Genomic DNA, 24,392 nt, shown 5'->3' with positions numbered 1-24,392 from the left:
ATGGCGGTACGAGCAAATAAAGGGGAGTGGACAGAATTATATGTATTATTGAAACTAATTGCAGAGGGAAAGTTGGTGCAGTCAGATATGGATTTAAATCCTGATAATACAAATATTTATCAAGTGATGAAAAGCTATAAATCTGAACAAGGATATCGGCTAGAGTTTGAAAGAGAAGAGCTAGGTGAAGAAGTAAAAATACATATCTTTAAAGTTGATAATACTCAAGAAGAATTATTGAATAGCTATACATATCAGGAATTAACTAAAGTAATTGAAGATGCTTTATCAGGTATAAAAGATGGAAAAGACCGTTCATTTCCAATTTCTAAATTAGATCCATTTTTACAGAGCAATCAAATTAAAACAGCAAAAGCTAATTCTGGTACTAAATCGGATATAAGGTTAAAAATTTATGATTATCGGCTTGCCAAGGATACTGATTTAGGCTTCAGTATTAAGTCTTTATTAGGAGAAAATGCAACTTTATTGAACACAGGGGCTGGAAACAACTTTATTTATAAGATAACAAATCTTCCAAAAAGCTTTGATTTACAGTCTTTCAATGGTAATACTTATGAGACAAAAGGAAAGAAAGGAAAGATAACAGCAAGATTAGAAAAAATAGAAAACATTGGTGCAGATGTTTGCTTTCAAGGAATACAGTCCAGGCAGTTTTATAATAATCTGAAGATTATAGATGGGGATCTACCTGAAATTTTGGCACATTGCCTATACTTAAGGTATTTGAATAGGGAATCTTCTATTGAAAAATTAGTAGACATATTGGAGGATTCAGACCCATTAAATTTTTATGAAGGGGGGAGGGGGCAGCAGAAGTTTTATGAGTATAAGATTAAAAAATTTTTAGTAGAAAGTGCGATGGGAATGACCTCGGAAGCTGTATGGCTGGGAGAATATGAATCTTTTGGTGGGGTAATTGTAGCAAAAAAGGATGGAAGTGTCGTATGTTTCCACATTTATGACTTCAATTTACTTAGAAATTATCTCTTAAAGCGTACAAAATTGGAACAAGCTACTACAGGCGAAGATAAAAATAATCCAGGGCATTCTGACAATGATGCTAAGAAGAAGTATTTTTACGGTTGGCTATTCAAAGAAGACAATGACTTTTTTATCAAACTGAATCTTCAAGTTCGCTTTAAATAAAGCAGATTTATTTTATAGGAAGTGATAAATGCAATTCTCCTACTCATGGCTGAGAACCCAAGCCAATCCTGATCTTTCTGCCGATAAACTGGAACATCTTTTGACTATGGCCGGTTTGGAAGTGGAAGAAATCGATACTGCTGCCCCTGCTTTCAGTGGCGTGGTTGTTGCCGAAGTAAAATCCGTTGAAAAACATCCTGATGCAGACCGTTTGAACGTTACCCAAGTTGATGCCGGTACGGGCGAGTTAGTTCAGATTGTTTGTGGCGCGCCAAATGTCAAGCCGGGCATTAAAGTGCCGTGTTCGTTGCCGGGTGCCGTTTTGCCGGGTAATTTCAAAATTAAGCCGACTAAAATGCGCGGCGTACCATCAAACGGCATGTTGTGTTCGACCAATGAACTGGGTTTGCCTGATGATGGTGTAGACGGTCTGCACATTCTGCCTGAAGATGCGCCTGTCGGTACCAATATCCGCGAATACTTGGATTTGGACGATACGCTGTTTACGTTGAAAATTACGCCTAATCGCGCTGATTGCTTGAGTGTTAAGGGCATTGCGCGTGAGGTTTCTGCGTTGACTCAATGTGTGTTTACGCCTGTTGAAATTCAGACGGCCTCTATTGGCAGCGAGAAAAAACAGGCTGTCCGTATTGATGCACCGGCCGATTGCGGTCGTTTTATCAGCCGCGTTATTGAAAATGTCAATGCGAAAGCGGCTACTCCCGATTGGATGAAACAACGTTTGGAACGCAGCGGTATCCGCAGCATTTCCGCATTGGTGGACATTGGTAACTATGTGATGCTGGAAATCGGTCAGCCTATGCATGTTTTCGATGCTGACAAGCTGTCAGGCAGTTTGATTGTCCGCCGTGCTCAAAATGGCGAGACTTTGGCGTGTCTGAATGAGAAGACGGTTACTTTGGCTGACAATACACTGGTGGTCGCTGATGAAAAAGGTGCGTTGAGCTTGGCCGGCTTGATGGGCGGCGAGGCAAGCGCGGTTTCTGATGAGACACAAAATATTGTGTTGGAAGCTGCTTGGTTTGCTCCGGAGATTATTGCCGGTAAATCCCGTCAATACGGTTTTGGTTCGGATTCTTCTTTCCGTTTTGAACGCGGTGTGGATTACCGCTTGCAAGCTGATGCTATTGAGCGTGCTACCGAATTGGTGTTGCAGATTTGCGGTGGTGCAGCCGGTGAAATGGTTGAGGCACAAGGCAAATTGCCCGAGGCAAAACAGGTCGAATTGCGTTTAGGCCGTCTGAAAACGGTATTGGGCGTTGAAATCCCTGTCGAGCAAGTTGAAATTATCTTGCAACACTTGGGTTTGCAGCCTGAGAAAACTGCAGAAGGCTTCCGTGTCACTTCTCCTAGCTTCCGTTTCGATATCGAGATCGAAGCTGATTTGATTGAAGAAATCGGCCGCGTTTACGGTTATGAAAATATTCCTGACGACTATACTTCAGGCCGTCTGAAGATGTTGGCTTTGCCTGAAACCAAACGTCCGCGTTTTGCGGTTTATAACGAAATGGCGGCTCGCGGTTACCGCGAAGTAGTCAGCTATGCGTTTGTGGATGAGCAATGGGAGCAAGACTTTGCTGCCAATACCAATCCTATCCGCCTGCAAAATCCGTTGGCGGCGCAGTATGCCGTTATGCGTTCTACGCTTATCGGCGGTTTGGTGGAAGTTTTGCAAAACAATTTGAACCGTAAGCAAAACCGCGTACGCGTGTTTGAAATTGCCCGTGTGTTCAGCAAAGATTCGGCTGATCAATTTGTTCAAAACGAACGTATTGGCGGTTTGTGGTATGGCTCCGTGTTGCCTGAGCAATGGGGTGAGAAAACACGCTACGTAGATTTTTACGATATGAAAGCCGATGTTGAGAGCCTTTTGAAAAACAAGGAAGTATCCTTTGTTAAGACAGAACATCCGGCATTGCATCCTGGACGTGCCGCCAATATTGTTTCAGACGGCAAAGTAGTTGGTTTTGTTGGCGAGTTGCATCCGAAATGGCTGCAAAAATATGACTTGCCACAAGCGCCGCTGGTATTTGAAATCGATATGGATGCGGTATTGGGTCGTGAGAAAACCCGTTATCAGTCTGTATCCAAATTCCAACCTGCGCGCCGAGATTTGGCATTTGTAATGCCTGAGGCTGTGACGCATGATGATTTGTTAAATGCCCTGAAAGCGGCAGCAAACAAGCTGGTTCAAGAAATCAGCGTGTTTGACGTTTACCGCGGTACGGGCGTGCCTGAAGGCATGAAGAGCGTTGCCGTCAAAATCATTTTGCAAGATATGGAAAACACGCTGACAGATGAAGTCATCGAGCCTTTGGTTGCGAAAATGATTAAAGCGGCAGCCGAAAAAGATGCACAGCTTCGCGCTTAAAATAAGATAAAAGTTGTCGCCAAAAATCACCAATAATATTTGATTTTTTGGTGAGGACTTGATTTTTAAAAGAATTTTGGTAATAATTGCACCAGTTTGAATGAAGGTAAACACATGACACTAACTAAAGCAGAATTGGCTGATATTTTGGTCGACAAAGTCAGCAACGTCACCAAGAATGATGCCAAAGAAATCGTCGAGCTCTTTTTTGAAGAAATCCGCAGCACTTTGGCGCGTGGTGAAGAAATTAAAATTTCCGGTTTCGGCAATTTCCAATTGCGCGACAAACCTCAACGCCCAGGCCGTAACCCTAAAACAGGCGAAGAAGTGCCGATTACCGCACGCCGTGTGGTAACTTTCCATGCCAGCCAAAAACTCAAAGGCATGGTGGAGCATTACTATGACAAACAACAATAATCCGGTTATTCCTGCCAAGCGTTATTTTACGTTGGATGAGATGTGCCAATTGGTGCAAATCAGCCCGGCTCAGTTTGCCCAATGGCAACATGAAAATAATGTTGTGATTGGATACGGTGGCGATCGATATACGCGCTCAGATGTAGTTAAGTTGTTGAAACTGAAAGATACGTTTGAACCGTATATCGATACGTTCAGCCGTGGCGCTTTGGATGCAAACGGCAATCCTGCCGCCAATGCGGAAGAAGTCCGTCATGGTCTGACGCAGATTTTGTCTGATTTGGAGCGTCATCTTGGTTTTGAACAACAAAACCATCATGTTGAGCTGTAATTGATAGGAAAAATCTGATCAAAAGTGCGAAAGCATACAAAGATTTGCATAATTGATTCTAATAAAGGCTGTTTGAATGATTTTCAGACGGCCTTTATTGTTTTATATTGCTTTCAAAATATCAGAATCTTGATTGCAAATGATTCTATGAAATAGCCGTAAATGTTATACTTAGCCTCTTGTTTGCCGATTGGGAAAAGCGGCCATTTGTTTTTGCGGCAGACTAAGTTTTTTACAATAAATGTAACGGCAGAATAGATTAGGCTGTCGGACAACATTCGAATCGATGAAATGGATAGCAGAAAATGAGCAGAATCCAACAAACTTTCTCAGCGCTCAATGGCGCAAAAGCACTGATTCCTTATATTACAGTGGGTGATCCCAACCTTGAGACGACCTTGGCATTGATGCATAGCCTGGTGGCTAACGGTGCTGATATTTTGGAACTGGGTGTGCCGTTTTCTGACCCGATGGCGGATGGTCCGACCATTCAGCGTGCGGCTGAAAGGGCGTTGGCAAATCATGTTTCTTTGTACGACGTATTGGAAACAGTACGTTTGTTCCGCCAAACCAATGATAAAACGCCGATTGTGTTAATGGGCTATTTGAACCCAGTACATAAAATGGGTTATCAAGCGTTTGCACAAGCGGCTGCCGACGCTGGCGTGGATGGCGTATTGACTGTGGATTCTCCGGTAGAAACCATTACCCCGCTGCATGACTCGTTGAAAGAGCAAGGTATTGATTGTATTTTCCTTATTGCGCCAACAACAACTGAGGAGCGTATTCAAACGATTACCAAAGTAGCCGGCGGTTTTGTGTATTATGTATCGCTCAAAGGCGTGACCGGTGCGGCAAGTTTGGATACTGAAGAAGTTTCGCGTAAAATAGAGCTTTTGCGCAAATACATCGATATTCCGATTGGTGTCGGCTTCGGCATCAATAATGCGGAGAGTGCGCGTAAAATTGGTGCGGTAGCGGATGCCGTTATTGTCGGCAGCCGTATCGTCAAAGAGATTGAAAGCCACGCAGGTAGCGAGGCCGAAGCGGTAGGCGTGTTGGTTAAAGAGTTGAAAGACGCGATTCGCTAATATTTTTTATTCCATTATTTCAGACGGCCTTACATTCAACAGGCCGTCTGAATTCTGAATTCCAAGGAGTCATTCATGAGCTGGCTAGATAAAATTCTTCCTCCGAAAATTAAAAACCGAAGCAGTTCGTCCAGCGTCCCTGAAGGCCTGTGGCACAAATGTCCGTCTTGTTCGGCAACGGTTTATTCAACCGAGTTGAAGCAAAACAGCGAAGTCTGCCCGAAATGTAATCACCACAATCCGCTTTCTGCGCGCGAACGTTTGAATCTACTTTTGGATGAAGAAGGCCGTGAAGAGATTGCAGCCAATATTAAACCGACCGACCCGCTGAAATTCAAAGACAGCAAAAAATATCCCGACCGCCTCGCGGCTGCGCGTAAAGCAACCGGCGAAGACGATGCATTGGTTGTTATGAAAGGCACCATGAACGGCCTGCCTGTCGTTGTGGCTGCGTTTGAATTCCGTTTTATCGGCGGCTCTATGGGTTCGGTCGTGGGTGAGCGTTTCGTTCAGGGTGTACGTCGTGCCGTTGCAGATAATTGTTCGTTTATTTGTGTGGCGGCTTCCGGTGGTGCGCGTATGCAGGAAGGGATTAACTCTTTGATGCAGATGACGAAGACCAGCGCGGCTTTGCATTTGCTGACTGAAAAACGTCTGCCGTTTATTTCTGTATTGACCGACCCGACCATGGGCGGCGTATCTGCCAGCTTTGCCTTCTTGGGCGATGTGGTTTTGGCAGAACCGAATGCGCTGATTGGTTTTGCCGGTCCGCGCGTTATCGAGCAGACTGTACGTGAAACCTTGCCGGAAGGTTTCCAACGTGCAGAATTCTTGTTGGAGAAGGGGGCAATCGACCAAATCGTCGATCGCCGTTCCATGAAAAAACGTATCAGCGATTTGATTACTTTGTTGCGTCATGAAGGTAAAGTAACTGCCGCTTGATTGGCACAATAAGAAAGGCCGTCTGAAAATAATATTTCAGACGGCCTTTTTAATTATTGATGATTAAGCAGTCAATGCGGCTTTCAAAACCTTGTTGACTTCACCCATGTCGGCTTTGCCGGCCAGACGGGTTTTCAGTACACCCATGACTTTGCCCATATCGGCCATGCCTGATGCACCGGTTTCTGTAATGGCTGCTTCAACGACAGTCTTGATTTCTTCTGCAGACATCATTTGCGGCAGGTAGCGGTTGAGGATTTCGATTTCCGCGTTTTCTTTGTCAGCCAAATCTTGACGACCGGCTTCGGTGTAGATTTTGGCGCTGTCTTTGCGCTGTTTCACCATTTTGGTCAGAATAGAGATGACTTTTGCGTCATCGGCTTCAGTGCGCTCATCTACTTCAAATTGTTTGATGGCGGCATTAATCAGGCGGATGGTGCTTAAAGATACTTGGTCTTTGGCACGCATGGCGGTTTTCATGTCTTCGGTTAATTGTGTTTTTAGGCTCATAATGTTCTCACTTTATATAAAAAGATGCCGTCTGAAAAACAAAACACACCGCAAAGCTGCCCTTGCGGTGTGTCGTTTATCACAGGGCAGGCCTGTAATTAGTACATTTTAGGAGGCAGTTGTTGGCTGCGCAGACGTTTTTGCAGACGTTTGGCTGCAGCAGCTTTTTTGCGTTTGCGTTCGGTAGTTGGTTTTTCGTACGCTTCACGGGCGCGCAGTTCGGTCAACAGACCGGTTTTTTCTACGGCACGTTTGAAACGACGCATGGCAACTTCAAATGGTTCATTCTCTTTAACACGAATAGCAGGCATTTTATTTCCTTTAAATTTTGTTCAATCAAACCGTTTTAAGAAATAGAGGACGGTTTGTCATAATGGGGGAGTTGTTGTATCGCTGGTTTGCCGAGGGCAGGGCGGGATACGCGCCGTGATGTAAACATCACCTCCTAACAAGTCGGCTTTTGCCGTGCAAGTGACCTTTTCGGTCAGAAACAATCGGGCGATTATCTTATAAACCCGATGGTCTGTCAAGGTTGCAGGCCGTCTGAACGTTTGATTCTGTCTCACTTTTCAGACGGCCTATCGGGTATTAATAACGGCCGGGAACCGTACCCATACGTTGTTTCAACGAAGTTTGCGGTTCGTTGAACAATGACGCGTAATAAGTCGCGTTGGTCATAACTTTTTTCACGTAGTCGCGGGTTTCGGTGAATGGGATGGTCTCGGCGTAAATCGCGCCTTCTAAAGGCGAAGAAGCCTGCCAGTTGCGGGCGCGGCCGGGGCCGGCATTGTAGCCTGCGGTGGCCATTACTTCGTTATTTTGCAGGCGGCGTTTGGCATCTGCCATGTACCAAGTACCCATGCGGATGTTGCCGTCCATGGTGTAGAGTTCACTGCTGCTCATGCCGATTTTGCCGGCGATTTCGCGGGCGGTCGCAGGCATGACCTGCATCAGGCCTTGTGCGCCGACGCTGGATTGCGCACCCATGACAAAGCGGCTTTCTTGGCGAATCAAACCGTAAACCCATGCAGGGTCAACGCCTGCCTGTGCGGCATAGCGGACGGTCAGGTCTTTAAACGGAGAGAGATAGCGCAGTTTGTAGTTGAGTTTGTGGTCGGTACGGTCGGCGCTGTTGATCGCCATGTCGTAGAACTGGTTGTCAAAAGCGACTTGTGCGGCAGTCAGCAGGTTGTCTTCGTTGAAGTCGCGGGTGGCAAAACGCCATTCTGCCTGTGCCTGACGGCGCATTTTGGAGTCGCCGTTGCTTTGGCTGTTTTTAAACAGAACTAATGCGCGTTTGATGGCACCGTCTTCGCTCATGCGGCGGACGTCTCTGGCATCAGCATCAGAAACATTGTTGCGCGTATTGATGCGGCGGCCCAGTTCTTCACCTGCCATTACGGCGTAGAAATTGCGGCCGGAAGCAGCGGCTTTTTCATACATTTCTTTGGCTTGGCTGCTTTTGCCTTGTGCGGCAAAGCTGCGGCCCAGCCAATATTGCCATGTCGGGTCTTTTTGCAGTTTTTCAGGCATATGCTGAATCACGCTTGCCAATTCGTCCCAACGTTGCAGGCGCAAAGCGGCGCGTGCGTACCATTCCAATTGTTCGTCGGTCAGTTGCTTGCGGTCGGAAACGCGGCCGTAGTAGCTCAAAGCAGTCGGCATGTTTTGGCTTTGAGCATGGTAGTGGCCCAATACGCCCCATGCGAAGCTGCGTTGTTCGCGGCTGAGGCCGGATTCCATGTCGGACAGGGTGGCGGCGGCAGAAGCGGATTTACGTGCATCTTTGCCGATTACGCTCAACAGGCTGTATTCGGTCGCACCTTGCGCGCCACCTTCAAACGGGCTGCCCAATGCGGCGGCGAGGTTGCGTGCATCCGTGGTTTGGCTGTTGCTCAACAAGCCGCGCACGCGACGCCATGCATCGTTGGTGTTCAGACGGCCTGAAGCTGCCGTGCTTTCAACCAAGCGAGTACACCCGGCAGGCAGTTTGCCGGTAACGCGAACCAGCTCGGCGGCTTTGCTGTAATTGCTGCTGCTCAAATCGGCATAACATTGCACTTCTTGTGCGACGCCGGCGGCGTTCAATTTGCTGAATTCTTGACGGAACAAATCCCATTGGCCGCGTGCACCCAAGGTTTTCAGCCATTCGTTGCGGACGTTTTCAGCCATTGCACTGTCGCTGGCTTGGGATAAAAATTGTTGTACCCAAGCATCGTCGCCGCGTTTGGCGGCATCGATGGCGCTTTGGTATTGGCTGTAATCGGACAGGACTTTGGACTCGCTGTCGGTGCGGCGTGAAGGAATAGAAGTAGATTTAGGCTGAACGACGGTTTCGGTTTTCGAAGCAGTCGGTGTGTTTTGGGTGGCGCACGCCGATAAAACAGCGGCGGTAATCAAGCTGAGGGAGAGAGGGAAAAGACGTTGAACGTTCATTGGGTACCGTGTCGTTTTTAGAATCAAAATAACTGCTTATTTTAAATGATTTATGCGGAATAACCGAATTACAAACCGATATTTACATTTTCAAAGCCTGGAGATGACTAAGGCCGTCTGAAATATGAAACACTTTTGAGGTATTCTTATTTCAGACGGCCTTTTATGAAGGAAGTCGTCAATCGGGTTTGTGTTCGATATAGTCTTGCGGTTTGTCGGCTTTGCTGGTGCGCGTAACCGTATATTCGCCTTCGATAATGTCTTCATCCTCTTTGGCGGAGCTGTAAGTCTGACGGCTTTGGAAAGACTGCGTAGAAGAAACGGTCGCGTTGCCTTTAAACGGAATCAGCAAGAGCAGGGCGACGGCGGTTGAAATAAAGCCTGGGCTGAGCAGGAAAACCGCGGCGGCGGTATAGCGAATCGGCCACAGCATTTGATAGAGGGAAATGTTTTGGCCGCTGCGGACGGCTGCGCCTGCGAGCAAAAGGCCGGAAATGCCGGTATGGCGCAGCATAAAGATACCGCTGATAAAGCTGACGGCCATCACAAACAGCGTCCAGCCGCCACCTATCCAGTCGGCAACCCAGACGATGGACATAATTTCCAAAAAGATTAAAACCAAAAAACCGATTCCAAAATACTGCATAAGAGTTTGTTCCTTCATTCAACGGATAGTGTCGATTGTGTTCTATCTAGATAAAGATAAACCTTATTTTTTCAAGCAAATGCTGTGTGAAAAAGGGTAAACGGGTAATGAGGCCGTCTGAACGGAGATAAAAAGAAGACTGATGTTTCAGACGGCCTTTAGATATTCTATCGCATCACATTGTTCCAATCGCTTTCAAAATAACTGACGAGAATTTGGTTGTTCAAATAATTTGCTTCCACCTTGCGCCTTGCCATATCGGGCGGAAAACGGAACATTTCAGCGACGGTCTGGGCATTGAGATAGCGGGTGGGTACGTCGAATTTTTGCGGAATGGGGAAGTTTTGGTCAAACCCTGCCAACACAAATCCCCATTCGCCAAATGAGGGGACGTAGACATGATAGGGCGCGGTATTCAACTTAGCCGCTTCGAGGGTGGCAACGACCGACCAGTAGGCATTGGGTGCGAAATAAGGCGAAGTCGATTGCACAACAATTTTACCATGTTGCTCAAGATGACGGGCAACGAGGCGGTACATGGGGACGGAGTAAAGTTTACCCAGCGAGAAATTGGATGGGTCGGGCAGGTCGATGATGATAACGTCAAATTTTTCAGACGACCCTTCCAGCCATTTGGCGGCATCATCGTTGACGACGTGCATTTTGTGATGGGACAGCGAGCCTTGGTTGAGGGCGCTTAAGGTGGCGGAGGTTCTAAAAGTAGCGGTCATATCGGGGTCGAGATCGACCAAAGTAACATTTTTGACTTGCGGATATTTCAAGACTTCGCGTGCCGCCAATCCGTCGCCACCACCGAGAATCAGGACGCGTTCGGCGTTCGGCACCATCTGCATGGCAGGCAGAACGAGTGCTTCGTGGTAACGGGCTTCGTCACGTGAGGAGAATTGTAGGTTGCCGTTGATATAGAGGCGGGTGTCGTCTTTCCAGCGTGTCACGACCAGCCGTTGGTAGGGTGAATGGCTTTGATAGACGACGGGATCGCCGAAATAGCTTTGTTCGGCTTTAAAGGAAATACGGTCGGCGTAGGCGAAGGTGATGGCGAGGATGGACAAGACAATCAGCGCACGCAGGCGGATGGCGCGGTAGCGTGGCAGTTCGGCTTTAAACACGCGGGCGGTCAGATAGGCGACGGCGGCGTTGAAGATGCCAAACAACAAGGCGGAACGCGCCATGCCGAGTTTTGGGGCGAGCAGGAGCGGAAATAATAACGAGACGGCAAGTGCGCCCAAGTAGTCGAAGGTCAATACTTTGGAAACGAGTTCTTTAAATTCCGCACCTTTTTGGTTTAACACGCGCATGACCAAAGGAATTTCCATGCCAACAACCATGCCGACAATCAGTACAAAAGCGTAGAGCAGGGTGCGGAACGGGGCTGCGGATAAACCGAAGGCTACAAATAATGCCAGCGCGGAAATACCGCCGATGATGCCGACTAGAAGCTCAATTTCGATAAAGCGGTGCAACACGTCTTTATCTTTGATGTATTGGGTCAGGTGGGCACCGATACCCATTGAAAACAGATAAAGCCCGATGACGGAGGAAAACTGTAAAATACTGTCGCCCAAAAGATAGCTTGCGAGTGCAGCAATAATGAGCTCGTAAGCGAGGCCACAGCTGGCGACGATAAAAACGGAGATGATGAGGGTGCGGTGGGCGTTCATGATGACGTTTTTGTTGCTTGAGTGTGGGCAATGTAATGATTTTTAGGGTGGGCTGCAAGTTTAATTATAGGATGTAGAAAAGGCCGTCTGAACAAATTGTTTCAGACGGCCTTTAATCTGTCAGGCATTAATAGCGGTGTTTGAATACCATGCCCACTGCGTAAGAAGATTTTTTCGGCAAATCTTCGTCGTATTTCGGATTGACGTTTTCTTTCAACCAGCCAGCGCCGAGTGTGGCGGTTGTCCGTTTGGAGAAGCTGTAATCGGTGCTGACGGCGACGTGTTTGTAGTCTTCGCCGACAGAGCTTTTACCGTAGGCAAAGCCGATTTGAGGTTTGAAATTGCCCACTTTGTATGAGCCGGACACCATAAATTCTTTGGTGTTGTTGATTTCTTTGTCGTAAGAACCGGCTACGTTGCCTGCCGCATCTTTCCATACGCCCCAGCAGCTGAAGCCGTCGCAAGTGTTTTTGGCGTATTGGAACGCAGCATCGACGGAGATTTTGTCTTTGCTGTATCCAGCCATGAATGCGTGGGCTTGGAAGTCTTTGGTTTCGGTTGGGGAGTCATTGGGTGCGTATTCGGCAGCGTAGTGCGCGTTAAAGCCATTGTTTGGGTGGTAGTAGTCCATCCCCCAGCCGAAGACCCAGTCGCCGTCACGTTTTTTGTCCGGATTCCAGTCATTGTTGTTGCGCGCGGCATTGGAACCGGGGGAAACGTTGAATTTGAATTGGAAACCGTTTTTCCAAGGCGACTCATAAGCCATGGAAACACGGCGTTGGCCGAAGCGAGAAATTTTGCCGAACTCCAAAATCGGGCTGTTGGTGTCGAACGGGTTCAGATAAATGCTGTTCATAGGGGTACTGATGTAACCCATTTTGACGGTGCCAAGGTTTTTGTAGCTGTTGAGCGCGACGTATGAGTCGGCAGTACCCCAGCCGCCCCAGCGGTCGGAATCGAAGTAAATAAAGGAGCCAAGTTGCCATTTTAGCCATAAGTCGTTGTTGAGTCGTACTTCATCGGAGAGATAAAGACTGGAACTTTTATCGGAAATGGTTGTATTGGTTACGCCGGTTTTATTGTTGTGTTCGACCTCGGTCATGATGTAGATGGTGCCGCTCATTTTAGGTTCGGCGTGGGCGGCGCTTATGGAAGAGCCTATGAGGGCAGTGGCAATAAAACAAGATAACTTGTTCATTTTGTTCTCCTTTTATGTCTTTTTCTTAATTGGGGACGGGAAATTCGGATAATCTTATTTGACAAATTATAAAAAATCAATACATTTGTAACTTATCGTAGGATAAATTGAAAAATAGTTTTCAGTTACGTATTTTTGTGTTAATTTGCCAACAATCTTAGACGGCTGCTTTTATTTTGATGGTATAGGTAGTTTTAAACACTATTTTTATATCTAAAAAATAGAGGATTTAACTGGGTTTAAAAACCTCAAATATTTGTAGTTAAGTGTAGTTTGAATAATCAGGCCGTCTGAAAAAGAAGAATACCCAAAAGAAGGAATGAAATATGGCCGGAAAAACCTATCCGCTGTTGGCTGCATCATTGGCTGCCGTATTCGCATTGTCAGCGTGCAGCCGCGATGTCAAGCCTGCTCCTGAGTTTAAGCGTACCGATTATGAGCGCGTGGTAGTCAGCAACGGCGTCGAGCCGGGTACGCTGGATCCTCAAATGAGTGGCGATATGGCGGCCGGTGCGATTATCCGTCAGTTGATGGATGGTTTGGTCGGTACGGATGCCGAAGGCAAAACCATTCCTGCTTTGGCGGAAAAATGGGAGAGCGAGGGCGAGCGTGTTTGGACCTTCCATCTGCGTGATGCCAAATGGAGTAATGGCGATCCGATTACTGCCGAAGATTTTGTATACAGCTTCCGCCGTCTTGCCGATCCGGCCACCGGCGCACCTTTTGGCAGCTATTTGGTCGATGCCCAAGTGGAAAATGCGGAAGATATATTAAACGGCAAAGCCAAGCCTGAGACATTGGGCGTCAAGGCGTTGGACGCGAAGACCCTGCAATTTACGCTGATTGCGCCCGTACCTTATTTTCCCGATATGCTGATTCAGCAATTCACGTTTCCGGTTCACCGCGCCACTGTTGAAAAATACGGCAATAAGTGGACGCAGCCCGGTCATTATGTTTCCAGTGGCGCTTATCTGTTAACGGATTGGAAAGTCAACAGCCACATCAATATGGAACGCAATCCCAATTATTACGATAAAGACAAAGTGGCCATTCCAAAGGCGGTTTTCTTGTCAGGCAGCGGCGAGTACAACCGTTATCGCGCCAATGAAATTGATGTGACTTACGGCATTCCCAGCGATCAGGTCAAAGTAGCGGATATTGAGTTTCCGGGACAAGTAAGACGCACGACTTCTTTGTGCAGCTGGTATTTGGAGCCGAACCACGAAGCGGCGCCATTTAACGATCCGCGCGTCCGCAAGGCGCTCAATATGCTGACGCGCCGCGACATCGTCGTCAAAGTGGGCGGCCGTGGCGATACGCCTGCTTTCCAATTGACGCCGCCGCAAATGCAGGGCGTGATTCCTGTTTATCCGGAGTGGAAAGAGTGGACGCCTGAAAAACGCATCGAAACCGCGCGCAAACTGTTGAACGAAGCAGGCTACAACGATGACCATCCGCTTGAGTTCGATATCTTGTACAGCACCAGCGAAGCGTCCAAAAAACAAATTACTGCCGTGCAGTCGGTGTGGAAAGCCGCCATTCCGTTTATCCGTCCGACTTTGTCCAACGAGGAATGGAAAACTTATTTGGATACGCGCGCGCAAGGCAATTTCAAGGTTTCGTTCAGCGGCTGGTGTTCTGATTTTAACGATCCGGCGGGCATGCTCAATATCTTGAAATCCAATAACTCAAACAATGCATTCCGCTACAAAAGCGCGGCGTTTGACACATTTATGAACAATACGCTGAAAGATGGTGTCAGCAAGGAAGCGCGCAGCCAGCTTTATGCCGATGCAGAGAAGCAGCTTCAAGAAGACGCTGCACTGATTCCGCTGTATCATCAGGTTGAAGTGCGTATGGTCAAACCCGATATTATCGGCTATTCCGACAAAGACCCTTTGCGGAACTACACGGTCAAGAGCTGGTCGTTCGCACCGAAAAAATAGATTGATTATAGACAGCACAAGTTTTCAGACGGCCTTGATGACAGAGGCCGTCTGAAACAACAGGAGACATAACACATGAAATCTGTACAACAACGTTTGTCCGCTTTACGCGAAGCCATGAAAAAACATGGTGTGGACGCGTTTGTCATTCCTTCCGCCGATCCGCACCTTTCCGAATATCTGCCCGAGCATTGGCAGGCACGTCGCGATTTTTCCGGCTTTACCGGTTCGGCCGGCACTTTGGTGGTGACCGCCGATAAAGCAGGCGTGTGGACGGACAGCCGCTATTGGGAACAGGCAGGCCAACAGCTTGCGCCAAACGGCATCGAGCTGCAAAAAATGGGCGTTGATGCGCCTTATACCGAGTGGTTGGCACAAAATCTGCCCGAGGGCGCAGTCGTCGGCTCGCCTGCCGATATGTTCGCACTCAGCGGCGAGCGCGGTTTGAAACAGGCACTTGCCGCTAAAAACATCCGCCTTGAATATCCTGAAACTTTGTTGGACGAAGTGTGGGACGACCGTCCTGCATTGCCGACTCCGGAAATCTACGTTCACCATCCCGACTATGTTTCCGAAACGGCGGCCGAAAAACTGGCCCGTATCCGTGCGGCCATGAAGGAGCAGGGCGCAGATGCGCATTTGGTTTCTTCTTTGGACGACATCGCTTGGATTACCAATCTGCGCGGCGATGATGTACCGTTCAACCCCGTGTTCTTGTCCCATTTGTTTATCAGCCAAGACAAAGCCGTATTGTTTACCGATGCAGGCCGTCTGAAAGCCGAATCTGCCGAAGCCTTGAAAGCGGCAGGCTTTGAAGTATTGCCTTATGCGCAAGCGGCGGACTACTTGGCAGGCGTTAAGGGCGCATTGCTGATTGATCCGAACAAAACTGCTGTCGGCACTTTGCGCCGCCTGTCTGAAGACGTCCGTTTGATTGAAGCCATCCACCCAAGCACATTCTTCAAATCGGTTAAATCCGATGCCGACATCGCCCATATCCGCAATACCATGGCGGAAGACGGCGCGGCATTGTGCGGTTTCTTTGCCGAGTTTGAACAAATCTTGGCAGACGGTGGCGAATTGAGCGAGCTGGATATCGACGGTATGCTCTACAAACACCGCAGCCAACGTCCCGGCTTTATTTCGCCAAGTTTCGACACCATCGCCGGCTACAATGCCAATGCCGCCTTGCCTCATTACAGTGCGACACCGGAAAACAACAGCAAAATCAAAGGCGACGGTATGCTGCTGATTGACTCCGGCGGCCAATACTGGGGCGGTACGACCGACATCACGCGCGTGGTGCCTGTCGGCAATCCGAGTGCGGCCATGAAGCGCGATTACACTTTGGTGTTGAAAGCGCATATTTCTCTGGCGGAAACCATTTTCCCTGAAAACATCAAAGGCCCGATGATTGATGCCATCTGCCGCAAATCGCTCTGGCAGGCGCAATGCGATTACGGTCACGGTACAGGTCATGGCGTGGGCTATTTCCTCAATGTGCATGAAGGTCCGCAAAGCATTGCCGTTGCCGCCGTGCCGCAACCGCATCACGCGATGAAGTCAGGCATGCTGACTTCCAACGAGCCGGGTCTTTACCGTCCGGGCAAATGGGGTATCCGTATCGAAAGTTTGGTAATCAACCGTCCGGTTGAAAACCCAGAGGAAACCGAGTTCGGCAAATTCCTGTATTTTGAAACTGTTACCCTTTGCCCAATTGATACGCGCCTGATTGATACCAAACTGATGACCGGCAGCGAAATCGAATGGCTGAACCAATATCACGCCGAAGTGCGCCGCCGTCTTGAGCCTTTGACAGAAGGCGCGGCCAAAGCATGGCTGATTGAACGCACCGAACCTTTGGCGCGTTAACGTGAAAGGCCGTCTGAAACGGCGGATACAAAGTTTCAGACGGCCTTATAACAATAATTATCTAAAAACTAAAAAACCTTACCCGACTCCGAATAAAAACAATAACCCGGTCGGAATAGAGAGAGAAACCGGCGCGGCGACGTTACAGACGCCTGCTGCCATTCATCCGATTTCCGCTTCAGGTCAGCTTTGTTTTCACGAGTCCGGTATGTTCAGACAGGACAGCCTGATTATGTTGAAATTCATCATCAAACGGATATGTGCTTCCATCCCGACCATGCTGGTGTTGATTACCGTATCGTTTTTCCTGATGCGGCTCGCACCAGGCAGCCCGTTCACAGGCGAACGCAATCTGCCGCCTGCGGTCATGGCCAACATTGAAGCCAAATACCACCTCAATGATCCGATGTACCTCCAATATTTCCACTACCTCAAGCAGTTGGCGCAGGGGGATTTGGGACCGTCGTTCAAATATAAAGATTTCAGCGTTAATGAGTTGCTTGCCCAATCCCTGCCGGTATCGGCAGAACTCGGCTTCTACGCCTTTTTGATTGCCGCTATCTTCGGCATGTTTATCGGCATTATCGCCGCCTTAAAACAAAACAGCTGGCTGGATTATGCGCTGATGAGCGGCGCGATGACCGGTATCGTTGTCCCCAGTTTTGTAATGGCGCCGGTATTGGTGCTGGTGTTTGCCGTCAGACTGCAATGGCTGCCTGCAGGCGGCTGGAACGATGGCGCACTGATGAACCTGATTTTGCCCGTCGTTACTTTGTCCATCGGTTATGTATCCAGTATCGCGCGGATTACGCGCGGCGCGATGATTGAAGTATTGAACAGCCCCTTTATCCGCACGGCACGCGCCAAAGGCCTGCCCATGAGCCGCATCATCCTGCGCCATGCGCTGCGTCCCGCCATGCTGCCGATTGTTTCTTTCTTAGGCCCGGCATTCGTCGGCATCATCACCGGCTCCATTGTGATTGAAAACGTGTTCGGTATTCCCGGCGTCGGACAATTGTTTGTCAACGGCGCGCTCAACCGCGACTACGGCATGATTTTGGGTTTGACGATTTTGGTCGGCATCATGACCATTTTGTTCAACGCCATCCTCGATATTCTGTATGCCATTATTGACCCGAAAATCCGTTATTAATCCCATTTGCGCAAAGGCCGTCTGAAACGTTCAGACGGCCTGAAGAAAGAATAAAAAGCGAGAGAGAATATTATGTTATTCAAAAAGAAGCAGACTCAGGCCCTTGCAGAGGCAGCAGAATACGCCCAAGTACACGGCAAAAGCCTGTGGAGCGACGCATGGCGGCGTTTTAAACAGAACAAAGCGGCGGTGTACAGCATTATCATCCTGTTGCTGATCAGCATTTTTGTGATTGTGGCGCCATGGATTGTCCGCTACACCTACGACTTTACCGACTGGGACAATATGCAGATTCCGCCGTCCTTTTCTACCCATCACTATCTGGGTACGGATTTACTCGGCCGCGATTTGCTGTCGCGCGCGGCAACCGGCGGACGTATTTCCTTGCTGGTCGGTGTGGCCGGCGCATTGGTGGCCGTTGTCATCGGTACACTTTACGGCGCGATTGCCGGTTTTATCGGCGGTAAGCTCGATTCGCTGATGATGCGCTTTTTGGAAATTTTGAACGCGTTTCCATTTATGTTTTTCGTTATTCTGCTGACTACGTTCTTCGGCCGCAACTTGCTTTTGATTTTTGCCGCCGTGGGTTTGGTGTCTTGGCTGGACGTGGCGCGTATCGTGCGCGGTCAAACCTTGAGCTTGAAGCATAAAGAGTTTGTCGAAGCGGCGCGTGTGAGCGGCGTGGCGAAACGTAAAATCGTGACGCGCCACATTATTCCGAATGTTTTGGGCGTGGTGATGGTGTATGCCTCTTTACTGGTGCCGGGCATGATTATGTTTGAATCCTTCTTGAGCTTCTTGGGCTTGGGCGTGCAAGAGCCGATGACCAGTTGGGGTTCGATGCTGCAAGAAGGCGCGATTTCGATGGAAGCCGCACCATGGCAGCTGCTCGTGCCGAGTTTCTTCTTGGTAACCACTTTGTTCTGTTTCAACTTTATCGGCGACGGTCTACGCGATGCGCTCGACCCGAAAGACCGCTAAACCACAACCAAAAGGATAATCAAAATGACAAAACAGTTACTGGTTGTAGAAAATCTGGACATCAATTTCGAATTGCATGAAAAAAACGTGCATGCCGTGCGTAATGTCAGCTTTAAAGTGGCGGAGGGCGAAACATTGGCTTTGGTCGGCGAATCCGGCTCGGGCAAGTCTGTAACCTCCATGTCCGTTATGCGCCTGCTGCCTGAGAAATTTGCCCGATACAGCAAAGATTCGCGCATTACTTTTGACGGTATTTCCATTTTGGATGCCGATGAGAAAACCTTGCGTGATTTGCGCGGCAACCGCATCAGCGTGATTTTCCAAGAGCCGATGACCTCGCTCAATCCGTTTATGCGTATCGGTACGCAGTTGATTGAAGCGGCGCGTGTGCACAATAAAAAGCTCGGCAAAAAAGAAGCAGGACAGAAGGCATTGGCATTGCTGGAGCGTGTGGGTATCAAAGAAGCCGAACGCCGTATGAAGCAGTATCCGCACGAGTTTTCCGGCGGTCAGCTGCAACGCATAATGATTGCCATGGCGCTCATTAATGAACCTGACCTGCTGATTGCAGATGAGCCGACCACTGCTTTGGATGTGACTATTCAAGCCGAGATTCTCGATTTGCTCCACGATTTGCAACAGCAAATGGGTATGGCGATTATCTTCATTACCCACGATTTGGGTTTGGCGGAACACTATTCCAAAACCGTCTGCGTCATGCGTAACGGCGAAATTGTCGAGCGCGGAAAAATCAAAGAAGTATTTGCCCATCCGAAACACGAATATACCGCCGAACTCATCAATGCCATTCCCAAAGGCATGAAAGAGCCGGAAGAAAACAACGCCGGTGTGTTAATCGATGCTGATAATGTCCATGTTTCTTTCGTATTGAAGCAAAACTTTTTCGGCAAGCCACTCAAAACTTTTGACGCTGTCAAAGGCATCAGCCTCAAAATTAAAGAAGGCGAAACGTTGGGCGTCGTCGGCGAGTCCGGTTCCGGCAAATCCACGCTGGGCAAAGCCGTCATGCAGATGCTGCCTTATACAGGGCATATCTCCTTTGAAGGCAAAGACCTGAAAAACTATACCGCCGAAGAAACACGCCGTCTGAAATCGCAACGGCAAATTGTGTTCCAAGATCCGTTCGGTTCGCTTTCCCCGCGCCTGACAGTTGGCGAAATTATTGGCGAAGGTTTGACGGTTCATCATCCTGAAATGACCAAAAAAGAACGTATCCAACGTGTTTTGGAAGTTATGAAGGAAGTGTCCCTGCCGCTTGATGCGCTCAACCGTTATCCGCATGAATTCTCCGGTGGCCAGCGTCAGCGTATCGCCATTGCACGCGCCGTTATCCTGCGCCCGAAATTCATCCTTTTGGACGAGCCGACCTCTGCACTTGACCGCTCCGTACAATCCAAAGTGGTCGAACTTTTGCGCGATTTGCAGAAGAAATACGGTCTGACTTATATGTTTATCAGTCATGATTTGTCTGTCGTGCGCGCTGTCAGCGACAACGTGATTGTGATGAAGCAGGGCGAAATGGTTGAATACGGCAGCGCGGATCAGATTTTCCACCATCCGCAAAACGACTACACCAAACGTTTGATTAACGCCGCGTTTGATTTATAGAAAAGGAAAAGGCCGTCTGAAAAGAGATTTTCAGACGGCCTTTGCGGGATTCTTTGGATTTGAAAATAAAAAAAGACTTGAATCATCAAGTCTCGCATTTCATTTTCATTAGATAAAAAAAATATCAAGAATGGCGGAAGCGGTGAGATTCGAACTCACGGAGGGCTATCAACCCTCGACGGTTTTCAAGACCGTTGCATTAAACCGCTCTGCCACGCTTCCATTCTTGAAGCCGTAATATTAATGGAACTTACGGCCTTTGCCAAGAGGTATTTTAGAAAAAATATCTAGGATTCTGTTTTTATTTAGATTGTTCTTCACGCATGAATACCCATTCGGCTTCGTTTGAAGCTGCCTCATTGAATGAATAGCCCTCGTAGTCGAAATTTTTGAGCATTTCAGGCTCGGTAATGCTGTGTTCTGCCGCGTAGCGCACCATCAAACCGCGCGCACGTTTGGCGTAGAAGCTGATGATTTTGTATTTGCCGTTTTTCTCGTCTTTAAAAATCGGCGTAATCAGGCATGCGTTGAGTTTTTTGGTGTTGACGGATTTGAAATATTCTTGTGAGGCGAGGTTGATTAAAACGTCGCTGTCGGCCTGCTTCAGCGTTTGGTTGAGCAGGTCGGTAATTTTATCGCCCCAAAATTCGTAGAGGTTTTTGCCGCGCGTGTTGGCAAAGGCTGTGCCCATTTCCAAGCGGTAGGGCTGCATCAAGTCGAGCGGGCGCAGTACGCCGTATAAGCCGGAGAGCAGGCGGACGTGTTGTTGCAGGTAGTCGATTTGTTCCGGTTTGAGCGTATCGGCGGCGATGCCTTCATAGACGTCGCCGTTGAACATAAATACGGCTTGTTTGGCGTTTTCAGGCGTAAACGGCGTGTGCCATGCGACATTGCGTTCGGAGTTGAGCAGGGCGATTTTGTCGGAAACATGCATCAGCTCGGCGATTTGTTGGGGGGCAAGCTGACGCAACTCCTGCATCAGGATTTCTGCTTCGGGCAGAAGGTCGGGCTGCGTAAAGCTGCTGACGGGGGAGGGGTCTTTTTCGTTGAGGTTTTTGGCTGGGGATAAGACAAAAAACATAATAATTTCGGCTTTGAAATGAATAATGTGTGGGATTGTAGGTTTAAAATCGAGGAAGAACAAGACGGACTAAACGCATTAATTGAATGCTTTTATTGAAACGTATTTCTGTTGAAAGTAAAATTCGAAGCTTTCACCTGATTCTGACATTTCTATTTGAGGAGAATATCATGTCTAAAACCATTATCCATACTGACAAAGCCCCTGCCGCGATTGGCGCATACAGCCAAGCAGTCCGCGCAGGCGATACGGTTTATATGAGCGGTCAGATTCCTTTGGATCCGGCTACGATGACTGTGGTCGGCAATGGCGACTTCCGCGCCGAAGCAGTGCAAGTATTTAAAAACCTGCAAGCCGTAGCCGAAGCGGCCGGCGGTTCTTTGAACGATATCGTCAAACTCAATGCTTATTTGACTGATTTGGCCAACTTTGCCGTGTTCAATGAAGTGATGGCTGAATTTATCGAACAACCTTTCCCTGCACGTGCGGCGGTTGGCGTGGCCAGCCTGCCTAAAGGCGTTCAGGTTGAAGCAGAGGCAGTATTGGTTTTAAACGCATAATTGATGTTTTCAGACGGCCTGGGCTGGGCTTGAGGTCGTCTGAAAATAATAACAACGGAAAACAATAATAATGGCACATTACGCAATCGGAGACATTCAAGGCTGTTTTGACGAGCTGACTTTGTTGCTTGCCAAAATCGGCTTTAATCATGGTACGGATACCCTTTGGCTGGTCGGCGATATTGTCAATCGCGGCCCGAAGTCATTGGAAACCCTGAGATTTGCCAAAGAGCATGACAGCAGCGTGCAAATGGTTTTGGGCAATCATGATTTACATCTTTTGGCAGTCGGTTGCGGTGAAGGAACGCTCAAGCGCAGTGATACGGTTGAGCCGATTTTGACCCATCCCGATAGTCATGCCATGCTTGATTGGCTGCGTCATCAACCGCTTTTGGTACGCGGCGACAGACATGTGATGGTGCATGCCGGTATTTTGCCGCAATGGTCGGTTGATAAAGCCGAAATCCTTGCCCGTGAAGCTGAGGATGAATTGCAAGGTAAAAAGTACAGGAAATTTTTTGGCAAAATGTACGGCAACAAGCCGACCGAGTGGACAGACGATTTGACAGGCTATGAGCGTTTACGCATGATTATCAACGTCTTTACCCGTATGCGTGCGCTGACGTACAAAGGCGAATTGGATTACGAATATAAATCCACTTTGAAAAAAATGCCGCTTTACCTGCGCCCTTGGTTTAAAGCGCCTGATAGGCAGAATTTGGATTATATTACTGTGTTCGGACATTGGTCGTCATTGGGTTACGTTAATACCGATCAGGTTATTGCTTTGGATACCGGCGCGTTGTGGGGCGGAGAGCTGACAGCGGTCAATTTGGATACCAACGAAGTGATACAGGTACCGTCGTTGGGCGGATTGGATTGGAAAACGGCATTGAAATAGTTTGGATAAAATAAAAAGGCCGTCTGAAATGTTTCAGACGGCCTTTTTGTATTGGTTAATCCAAAGAAGGCAGGAGTTTGTCCGGATTCATAATGCTATAAGGGTCAAGCTGATTTTTGATGGCATGCATCAGAACGAGTTCGGCCTGCGTACGTACACGGGGCAGCCAATGTTTTTTGATGATGCCTACGCCGTGTTCGGCGGCAATCGTACCGTGGCAGGCAAGGATGTTTTCATAAACGATGGTATTGACGGCGTCTTCGTATTGGTAGGCTTCGTTGCTCAATACGTTGGGCAGGAATGTATTGTAATGCAGGCTGCCGTCGCCTAAATGTCCGAAGCAGACAATTTGTATGCCGGGAAAACGGGTTTCCAGGTCAGGGGCGCATTGGCGGATAAAGGCGGCCACTTGGGCGATAGGAACGGCGATGTCGTGTTTGATGCTGGTGCCGAGTTTGCGTTGGGAAGCGGAAATATTTTCACGTAAGGTCCATAAGTCGGAACGCTCTTGCTCGGATTGCGCCAAGATACTGTTTTCCCACCCGTTTTGATAGAGAAATTCGGCAAGCTTTTCATCCAGCCCGGCATCGGGAACGGAATCTGCAAGTTCAATCAAAATATGCCATTCCGCGTCGGCAGGCTTTTTGAGTTGGCTGAATTCCGAGGATAAATCGAGGGCAAAGCGGCTGATCAGCTCGAAGCTGGTCAAGCGTTCGGCAAAATGACCTTGCACCGCAGTTAAAAGCGAGACGGCGGATTCAATATCGTCTAAACCTACCCATGCGGTCGTTTTGGTTTTGGGCTGGGCAAAGAGTTTGAGTGTGGCGGCGGTAATGATGCCCAATGTTCCTTCGCTACCGATAAAAAGATGGCGCAAATCGTAGCCGGTCGTGTTTTTGTGCAGGGGCTGAAGGTGAGAAACCAGTTCGCCGTTTGGTAAAACGACTTCCAAACCCAATACCAAATCACGCATGCTGCCGTAACGCAAGACATTCAAACCGCCGGCATTACAGGCGATATTGCCGCCGATTTGGCAAGAGCCTTCGCTGGCAAGGCTGAGCGGAAACAGTCGTCCGGCTTCGGCTGCCGCCTTTTGAGCATTTTGCAAAATCACGCCAGCTTCAACCGTCATGCTGTTGTCGGCAAGGTTGATATCACGGATACGGTTTAGCTTGGAGAGGTTGAGCAGTACGCCCTCGGTGGTTACCGTTGCGCCGCATAATCCGGTATTGCCGCCTTGCGGGGTTACCCGGATGCGGTTCTCAAAGCAGAAACGCATGATTTTCTGCACGCTTTCGACAGAGTTCGGCTGTAAGACAATATCTGGAGAAGAAACAAAACGGCGGCGTTGGTCGTTTAACAAGGCCGGAGTGGCTTCGATGATTTCAGAGGCGGAAAGAAACTCAGCAAAACGGTCGTGAAGGTGCATGGCAGTCAGGCGGAAAAGTCGGGAA

21 protein-coding genes and 1 tRNA gene are annotated in these 24,392 nt (G+C 48.5%); 13 read left to right on the top strand and 9 right to left on the bottom strand.

The genetic code is table 11. The features are described from left to right. The 6 genes from DBY97_RS08460 to accD all read left to right on the top strand — a co-directional run bounded on the left by DBY97_RS08460 (window position 1) and on the right by accD (window position 6,343). Window positions 1-1,170 (top strand): HpaII family restriction endonuclease, encoded by a 1,170-nt coding sequence (locus DBY97_RS08460; RefSeq protein WP_107858065.1) that lies wholly within the window; start codon window positions 1-3, stop codon window positions 1,168-1,170. A gap of 28 nt (window positions 1,171-1,198) precedes the next feature. Beyond that, window positions 1,199-3,562, top strand: a complete 2,364-nt coding sequence (gene pheT / locus DBY97_RS08455) for a phenylalanine--tRNA ligase subunit beta (protein ID WP_107723509.1) — start codon at window positions 1,199-1,201, stop codon at window positions 3,560-3,562. 114 nt (window positions 3,563-3,676) lie between these two features. After that, complete coding sequence (locus DBY97_RS08450; RefSeq protein ID WP_003680933.1) at window positions 3,677-3,979, top strand: integration host factor subunit alpha; 303 nt, start codon at window positions 3,677-3,679, stop codon at window positions 3,977-3,979. Beyond that, window positions 3,963-4,310 carry a hypothetical protein gene (locus tag DBY97_RS08445; RefSeq protein ID WP_107723508.1) on the top strand — a complete coding sequence of 116 codons (348 nt, stop codon included), beginning with the start codon at window positions 3,963-3,965 and terminating at the stop codon, window positions 4,308-4,310. Before DBY97_RS08450 ends, DBY97_RS08445 begins: the two co-directional genes overlap by 17 nt. 305 nt (window positions 4,311-4,615) lie before the next feature. Continuing rightward, on the top strand, window positions 4,616-5,401 hold the full coding sequence (gene trpA / locus DBY97_RS08440) for a tryptophan synthase subunit alpha (protein WP_107723507.1): 786 nt from the start codon (window positions 4,616-4,618) through the stop codon (window positions 5,399-5,401). A gap of 75 nt (window positions 5,402-5,476) precedes the next feature. Next, entirely contained in the window at window positions 5,477-6,343 is an 867-nt protein-coding gene (gene accD / locus DBY97_RS08435) for an acetyl-CoA carboxylase, carboxyltransferase subunit beta (protein WP_049331298.1), read from the top strand. 63 nt (window positions 6,344-6,406) lie between these two features. Here accD and DBY97_RS08430 read toward each other — a convergent pair whose 3' ends face one another. The 6 genes from DBY97_RS08430 to DBY97_RS08405 form a co-directional block, all read right to left on the bottom strand. Further along, window positions 6,407-6,853, bottom strand: coding sequence for a GatB/YqeY domain-containing protein (locus DBY97_RS08430; protein ID WP_107723506.1), 447 nt, complete (start codon window positions 6,851-6,853; stop codon window positions 6,407-6,409). Window positions 6,854-6,951: 98 nt separating this feature from the next. Continuing rightward, window positions 6,952-7,164, bottom strand: a complete 213-nt coding sequence (gene rpsU, locus DBY97_RS08425) for a 30S ribosomal protein S21 (protein WP_003680926.1) — start codon at window positions 7,162-7,164, stop codon at window positions 6,952-6,954. A 277-nt stretch (window positions 7,165-7,441) separates the two neighbouring features. Beyond that, the gene (locus tag DBY97_RS08420) at window positions 7,442-9,289 is read right to left on the bottom strand and encodes a lytic transglycosylase domain-containing protein (RefSeq protein WP_107858064.1); all 1,848 of its coding nucleotides are present in this window, start codon (window positions 9,287-9,289) and stop codon (window positions 7,442-7,444) included. A 178-nt stretch (window positions 9,290-9,467) separates the two neighbouring features. Next, window positions 9,468-9,935 (bottom strand): FxsA family protein, encoded by a 468-nt coding sequence (locus DBY97_RS08415; protein WP_199900760.1) that lies wholly within the window; start codon window positions 9,933-9,935, stop codon window positions 9,468-9,470. A 167-nt stretch (window positions 9,936-10,102) separates the two neighbouring features. Continuing rightward, window positions 10,103-11,620, bottom strand: a complete 1,518-nt coding sequence (locus DBY97_RS08410; RefSeq protein ID WP_314458415.1) for a polyamine aminopropyltransferase — start codon at window positions 11,618-11,620, stop codon at window positions 10,103-10,105. A gap of 124 nt (window positions 11,621-11,744) precedes the next feature. Further along, window positions 11,745-12,815: a porin gene (locus DBY97_RS08405; RefSeq protein WP_107858061.1), complete on the bottom strand. Its 1,071-nt coding sequence runs from the start codon at window positions 12,813-12,815 to the stop codon at window positions 11,745-11,747. Window positions 12,816-13,141: 326 nt separating this feature from the next. Here DBY97_RS08405 and DBY97_RS08400 point away from each other — a divergent pair, with 326 nt between their 5' ends. From DBY97_RS08400 to DBY97_RS08380, 5 genes are all read left to right on the top strand, one after another. Continuing rightward, on the top strand, window positions 13,142-14,761 hold the full coding sequence (locus DBY97_RS08400) for an ABC transporter substrate-binding protein (protein WP_107858060.1): 1,620 nt from the start codon (window positions 13,142-13,144) through the stop codon (window positions 14,759-14,761). A 75-nt stretch (window positions 14,762-14,836) separates the two neighbouring features. Continuing rightward, window positions 14,837-16,633 carry an aminopeptidase P family protein gene (locus tag DBY97_RS08395; RefSeq protein WP_107858059.1) on the top strand — a complete coding sequence of 599 codons (1,797 nt, stop codon included), beginning with the start codon at window positions 14,837-14,839 and terminating at the stop codon, window positions 16,631-16,633. A gap of 232 nt (window positions 16,634-16,865) precedes the next feature. After that, complete coding sequence (oppB, locus tag DBY97_RS08390) at window positions 16,866-17,786, top strand: oligopeptide ABC transporter permease OppB (protein WP_036490316.1); 921 nt, start codon at window positions 16,866-16,868, stop codon at window positions 17,784-17,786. 72 nt (window positions 17,787-17,858) lie between these two features. Then, window positions 17,859-18,767 (top strand): oligopeptide ABC transporter permease OppC, encoded by a 909-nt coding sequence (gene oppC / locus DBY97_RS08385; protein WP_003683112.1) that lies wholly within the window; start codon window positions 17,859-17,861, stop codon window positions 18,765-18,767. 24 nt (window positions 18,768-18,791) lie between these two features. Further along, window positions 18,792-20,396 (top strand): ABC transporter ATP-binding protein, encoded by a 1,605-nt coding sequence (locus DBY97_RS08380; protein ID WP_107858058.1) that lies wholly within the window; start codon window positions 18,792-18,794, stop codon window positions 20,394-20,396. A gap of 131 nt (window positions 20,397-20,527) precedes the next feature. Here the strand turns inward: DBY97_RS08380 and DBY97_RS08375 are convergent. Both DBY97_RS08375 and yaaA read right to left on the bottom strand, forming a co-directional pair. Beyond that, window positions 20,528-20,618 (bottom strand) — tRNA-Ser (locus DBY97_RS08375). Between the two features lie 79 nt (window positions 20,619-20,697). Further along, window positions 20,698-21,477, bottom strand: coding sequence for a peroxide stress protein YaaA (gene yaaA / locus DBY97_RS08370; RefSeq protein ID WP_107858137.1), 780 nt, complete (start codon window positions 21,475-21,477; stop codon window positions 20,698-20,700). 170 nt (window positions 21,478-21,647) lie between these two features. Here yaaA and DBY97_RS08365 point away from each other — a divergent pair, with 170 nt between their 5' ends. Further along, the gene (locus DBY97_RS08365; RefSeq protein WP_003746001.1) at window positions 21,648-22,037 is read left to right on the top strand and encodes a RidA family protein; all 390 of its coding nucleotides are present in this window, start codon (window positions 21,648-21,650) and stop codon (window positions 22,035-22,037) included. 70 nt (window positions 22,038-22,107) lie between these two features. Further along, window positions 22,108-22,938 carry a symmetrical bis(5'-nucleosyl)-tetraphosphatase gene (locus tag DBY97_RS08360; RefSeq protein WP_107858057.1) on the top strand — a complete coding sequence of 277 codons (831 nt, stop codon included), beginning with the start codon at window positions 22,108-22,110 and terminating at the stop codon, window positions 22,936-22,938. Window positions 22,939-22,993: 55 nt separating this feature from the next. On the opposite strand, the gene DBY97_RS08355 is transcribed toward DBY97_RS08360, so the two are convergent. Next, window positions 22,994-24,367: an FAD-binding oxidoreductase gene (locus DBY97_RS08355; protein WP_107858136.1), complete on the bottom strand. Its 1,374-nt coding sequence runs from the start codon at window positions 24,365-24,367 to the stop codon at window positions 22,994-22,996. Window positions 24,368-24,392: the final 25 nt, after the last annotated feature.

The sequence above is a fragment of the Neisseria subflava genome, assembly GCF_003044645.1.
GTDB lineage: Bacteria > Pseudomonadota > Gammaproteobacteria > Burkholderiales > Neisseriaceae > Neisseria > Neisseria subflava_B.
Note: the sequence above shows the minus strand (reverse complement) of the source record. Positions and strands in the feature narration are given on the sequence as shown.

Bases quoted from the DNA above. Each gene is read 5' to 3' on its own strand.
- pheT (WP_107723509.1), top strand. From the start codon at position 1,199: ATGCAATTCTCCTACTCATGGCTGAGAACCCAAGCCAATCCTGATCTT.
- DBY97_RS08450 (WP_003680933.1), top strand. From the start codon at position 3,677: ATGACACTAACTAAAGCAGAATTGGCTGATATTTTGGTCGACAAAGTC.
- oppC (WP_003683112.1), top strand. From the start codon at position 17,859: ATGTTATTCAAAAAGAAGCAGACTCAGGCCCTTGCAGAGGCAGCAGAA.
- DBY97_RS08420 (WP_107858064.1), bottom strand. From the start codon at position 9,289: ATGAACGTTCAACGTCTTTTCCCTCTCTCCCTCAGCTTGATTACCGCC.
- DBY97_RS08445 (WP_107723508.1), top strand. From the start codon at position 3,963: ATGACAAACAACAATAATCCGGTTATTCCTGCCAAGCGTTATTTTACG.
- yaaA (WP_107858137.1), bottom strand. From the start codon at position 21,477: ATGTTTTTTGTCTTATCCCCAGCCAAAAACCTCAACGAAAAAGACCCC.
- DBY97_RS08415 (WP_199900760.1), bottom strand. From the start codon at position 9,935: ATGCAGTATTTTGGAATCGGTTTTTTGGTTTTAATCTTTTTGGAAATT.
- DBY97_RS08380 (WP_107858058.1), top strand. From the start codon at position 18,792: ATGACAAAACAGTTACTGGTTGTAGAAAATCTGGACATCAATTTCGAA.
- trpA (WP_107723507.1), top strand. From the start codon at position 4,616: ATGAGCAGAATCCAACAAACTTTCTCAGCGCTCAATGGCGCAAAAGCA.
- DBY97_RS08460 (WP_107858065.1), top strand. From the start codon at position 1: ATGGCGGTACGAGCAAATAAAGGGGAGTGGACAGAATTATATGTATTA.
- DBY97_RS08395 (WP_107858059.1), top strand. From the start codon at position 14,837: ATGAAATCTGTACAACAACGTTTGTCCGCTTTACGCGAAGCCATGAAA.
- DBY97_RS08355 (WP_107858136.1), bottom strand. From the start codon at position 24,367: ATGCACCTTCACGACCGTTTTGCTGAGTTTCTTTCCGCCTCTGAAATC.
- oppB (WP_036490316.1), top strand. From the start codon at position 16,866: ATGTTGAAATTCATCATCAAACGGATATGTGCTTCCATCCCGACCATG.
- DBY97_RS08430 (WP_107723506.1), bottom strand. From the start codon at position 6,853: ATGAGCCTAAAAACACAATTAACCGAAGACATGAAAACCGCCATGCGT.
- accD (WP_049331298.1), top strand. From the start codon at position 5,477: ATGAGCTGGCTAGATAAAATTCTTCCTCCGAAAATTAAAAACCGAAGC.
- DBY97_RS08400 (WP_107858060.1), top strand. From the start codon at position 13,142: ATGGCCGGAAAAACCTATCCGCTGTTGGCTGCATCATTGGCTGCCGTA.
- rpsU (WP_003680926.1), bottom strand. From the start codon at position 7,164: ATGCCTGCTATTCGTGTTAAAGAGAATGAACCATTTGAAGTTGCCATG.
- DBY97_RS08365 (WP_003746001.1), top strand. From the start codon at position 21,648: ATGTCTAAAACCATTATCCATACTGACAAAGCCCCTGCCGCGATTGGC.
- DBY97_RS08405 (WP_107858061.1), bottom strand. From the start codon at position 12,815: ATGAACAAGTTATCTTGTTTTATTGCCACTGCCCTCATAGGCTCTTCC.
- DBY97_RS08360 (WP_107858057.1), top strand. From the start codon at position 22,108: ATGGCACATTACGCAATCGGAGACATTCAAGGCTGTTTTGACGAGCTG.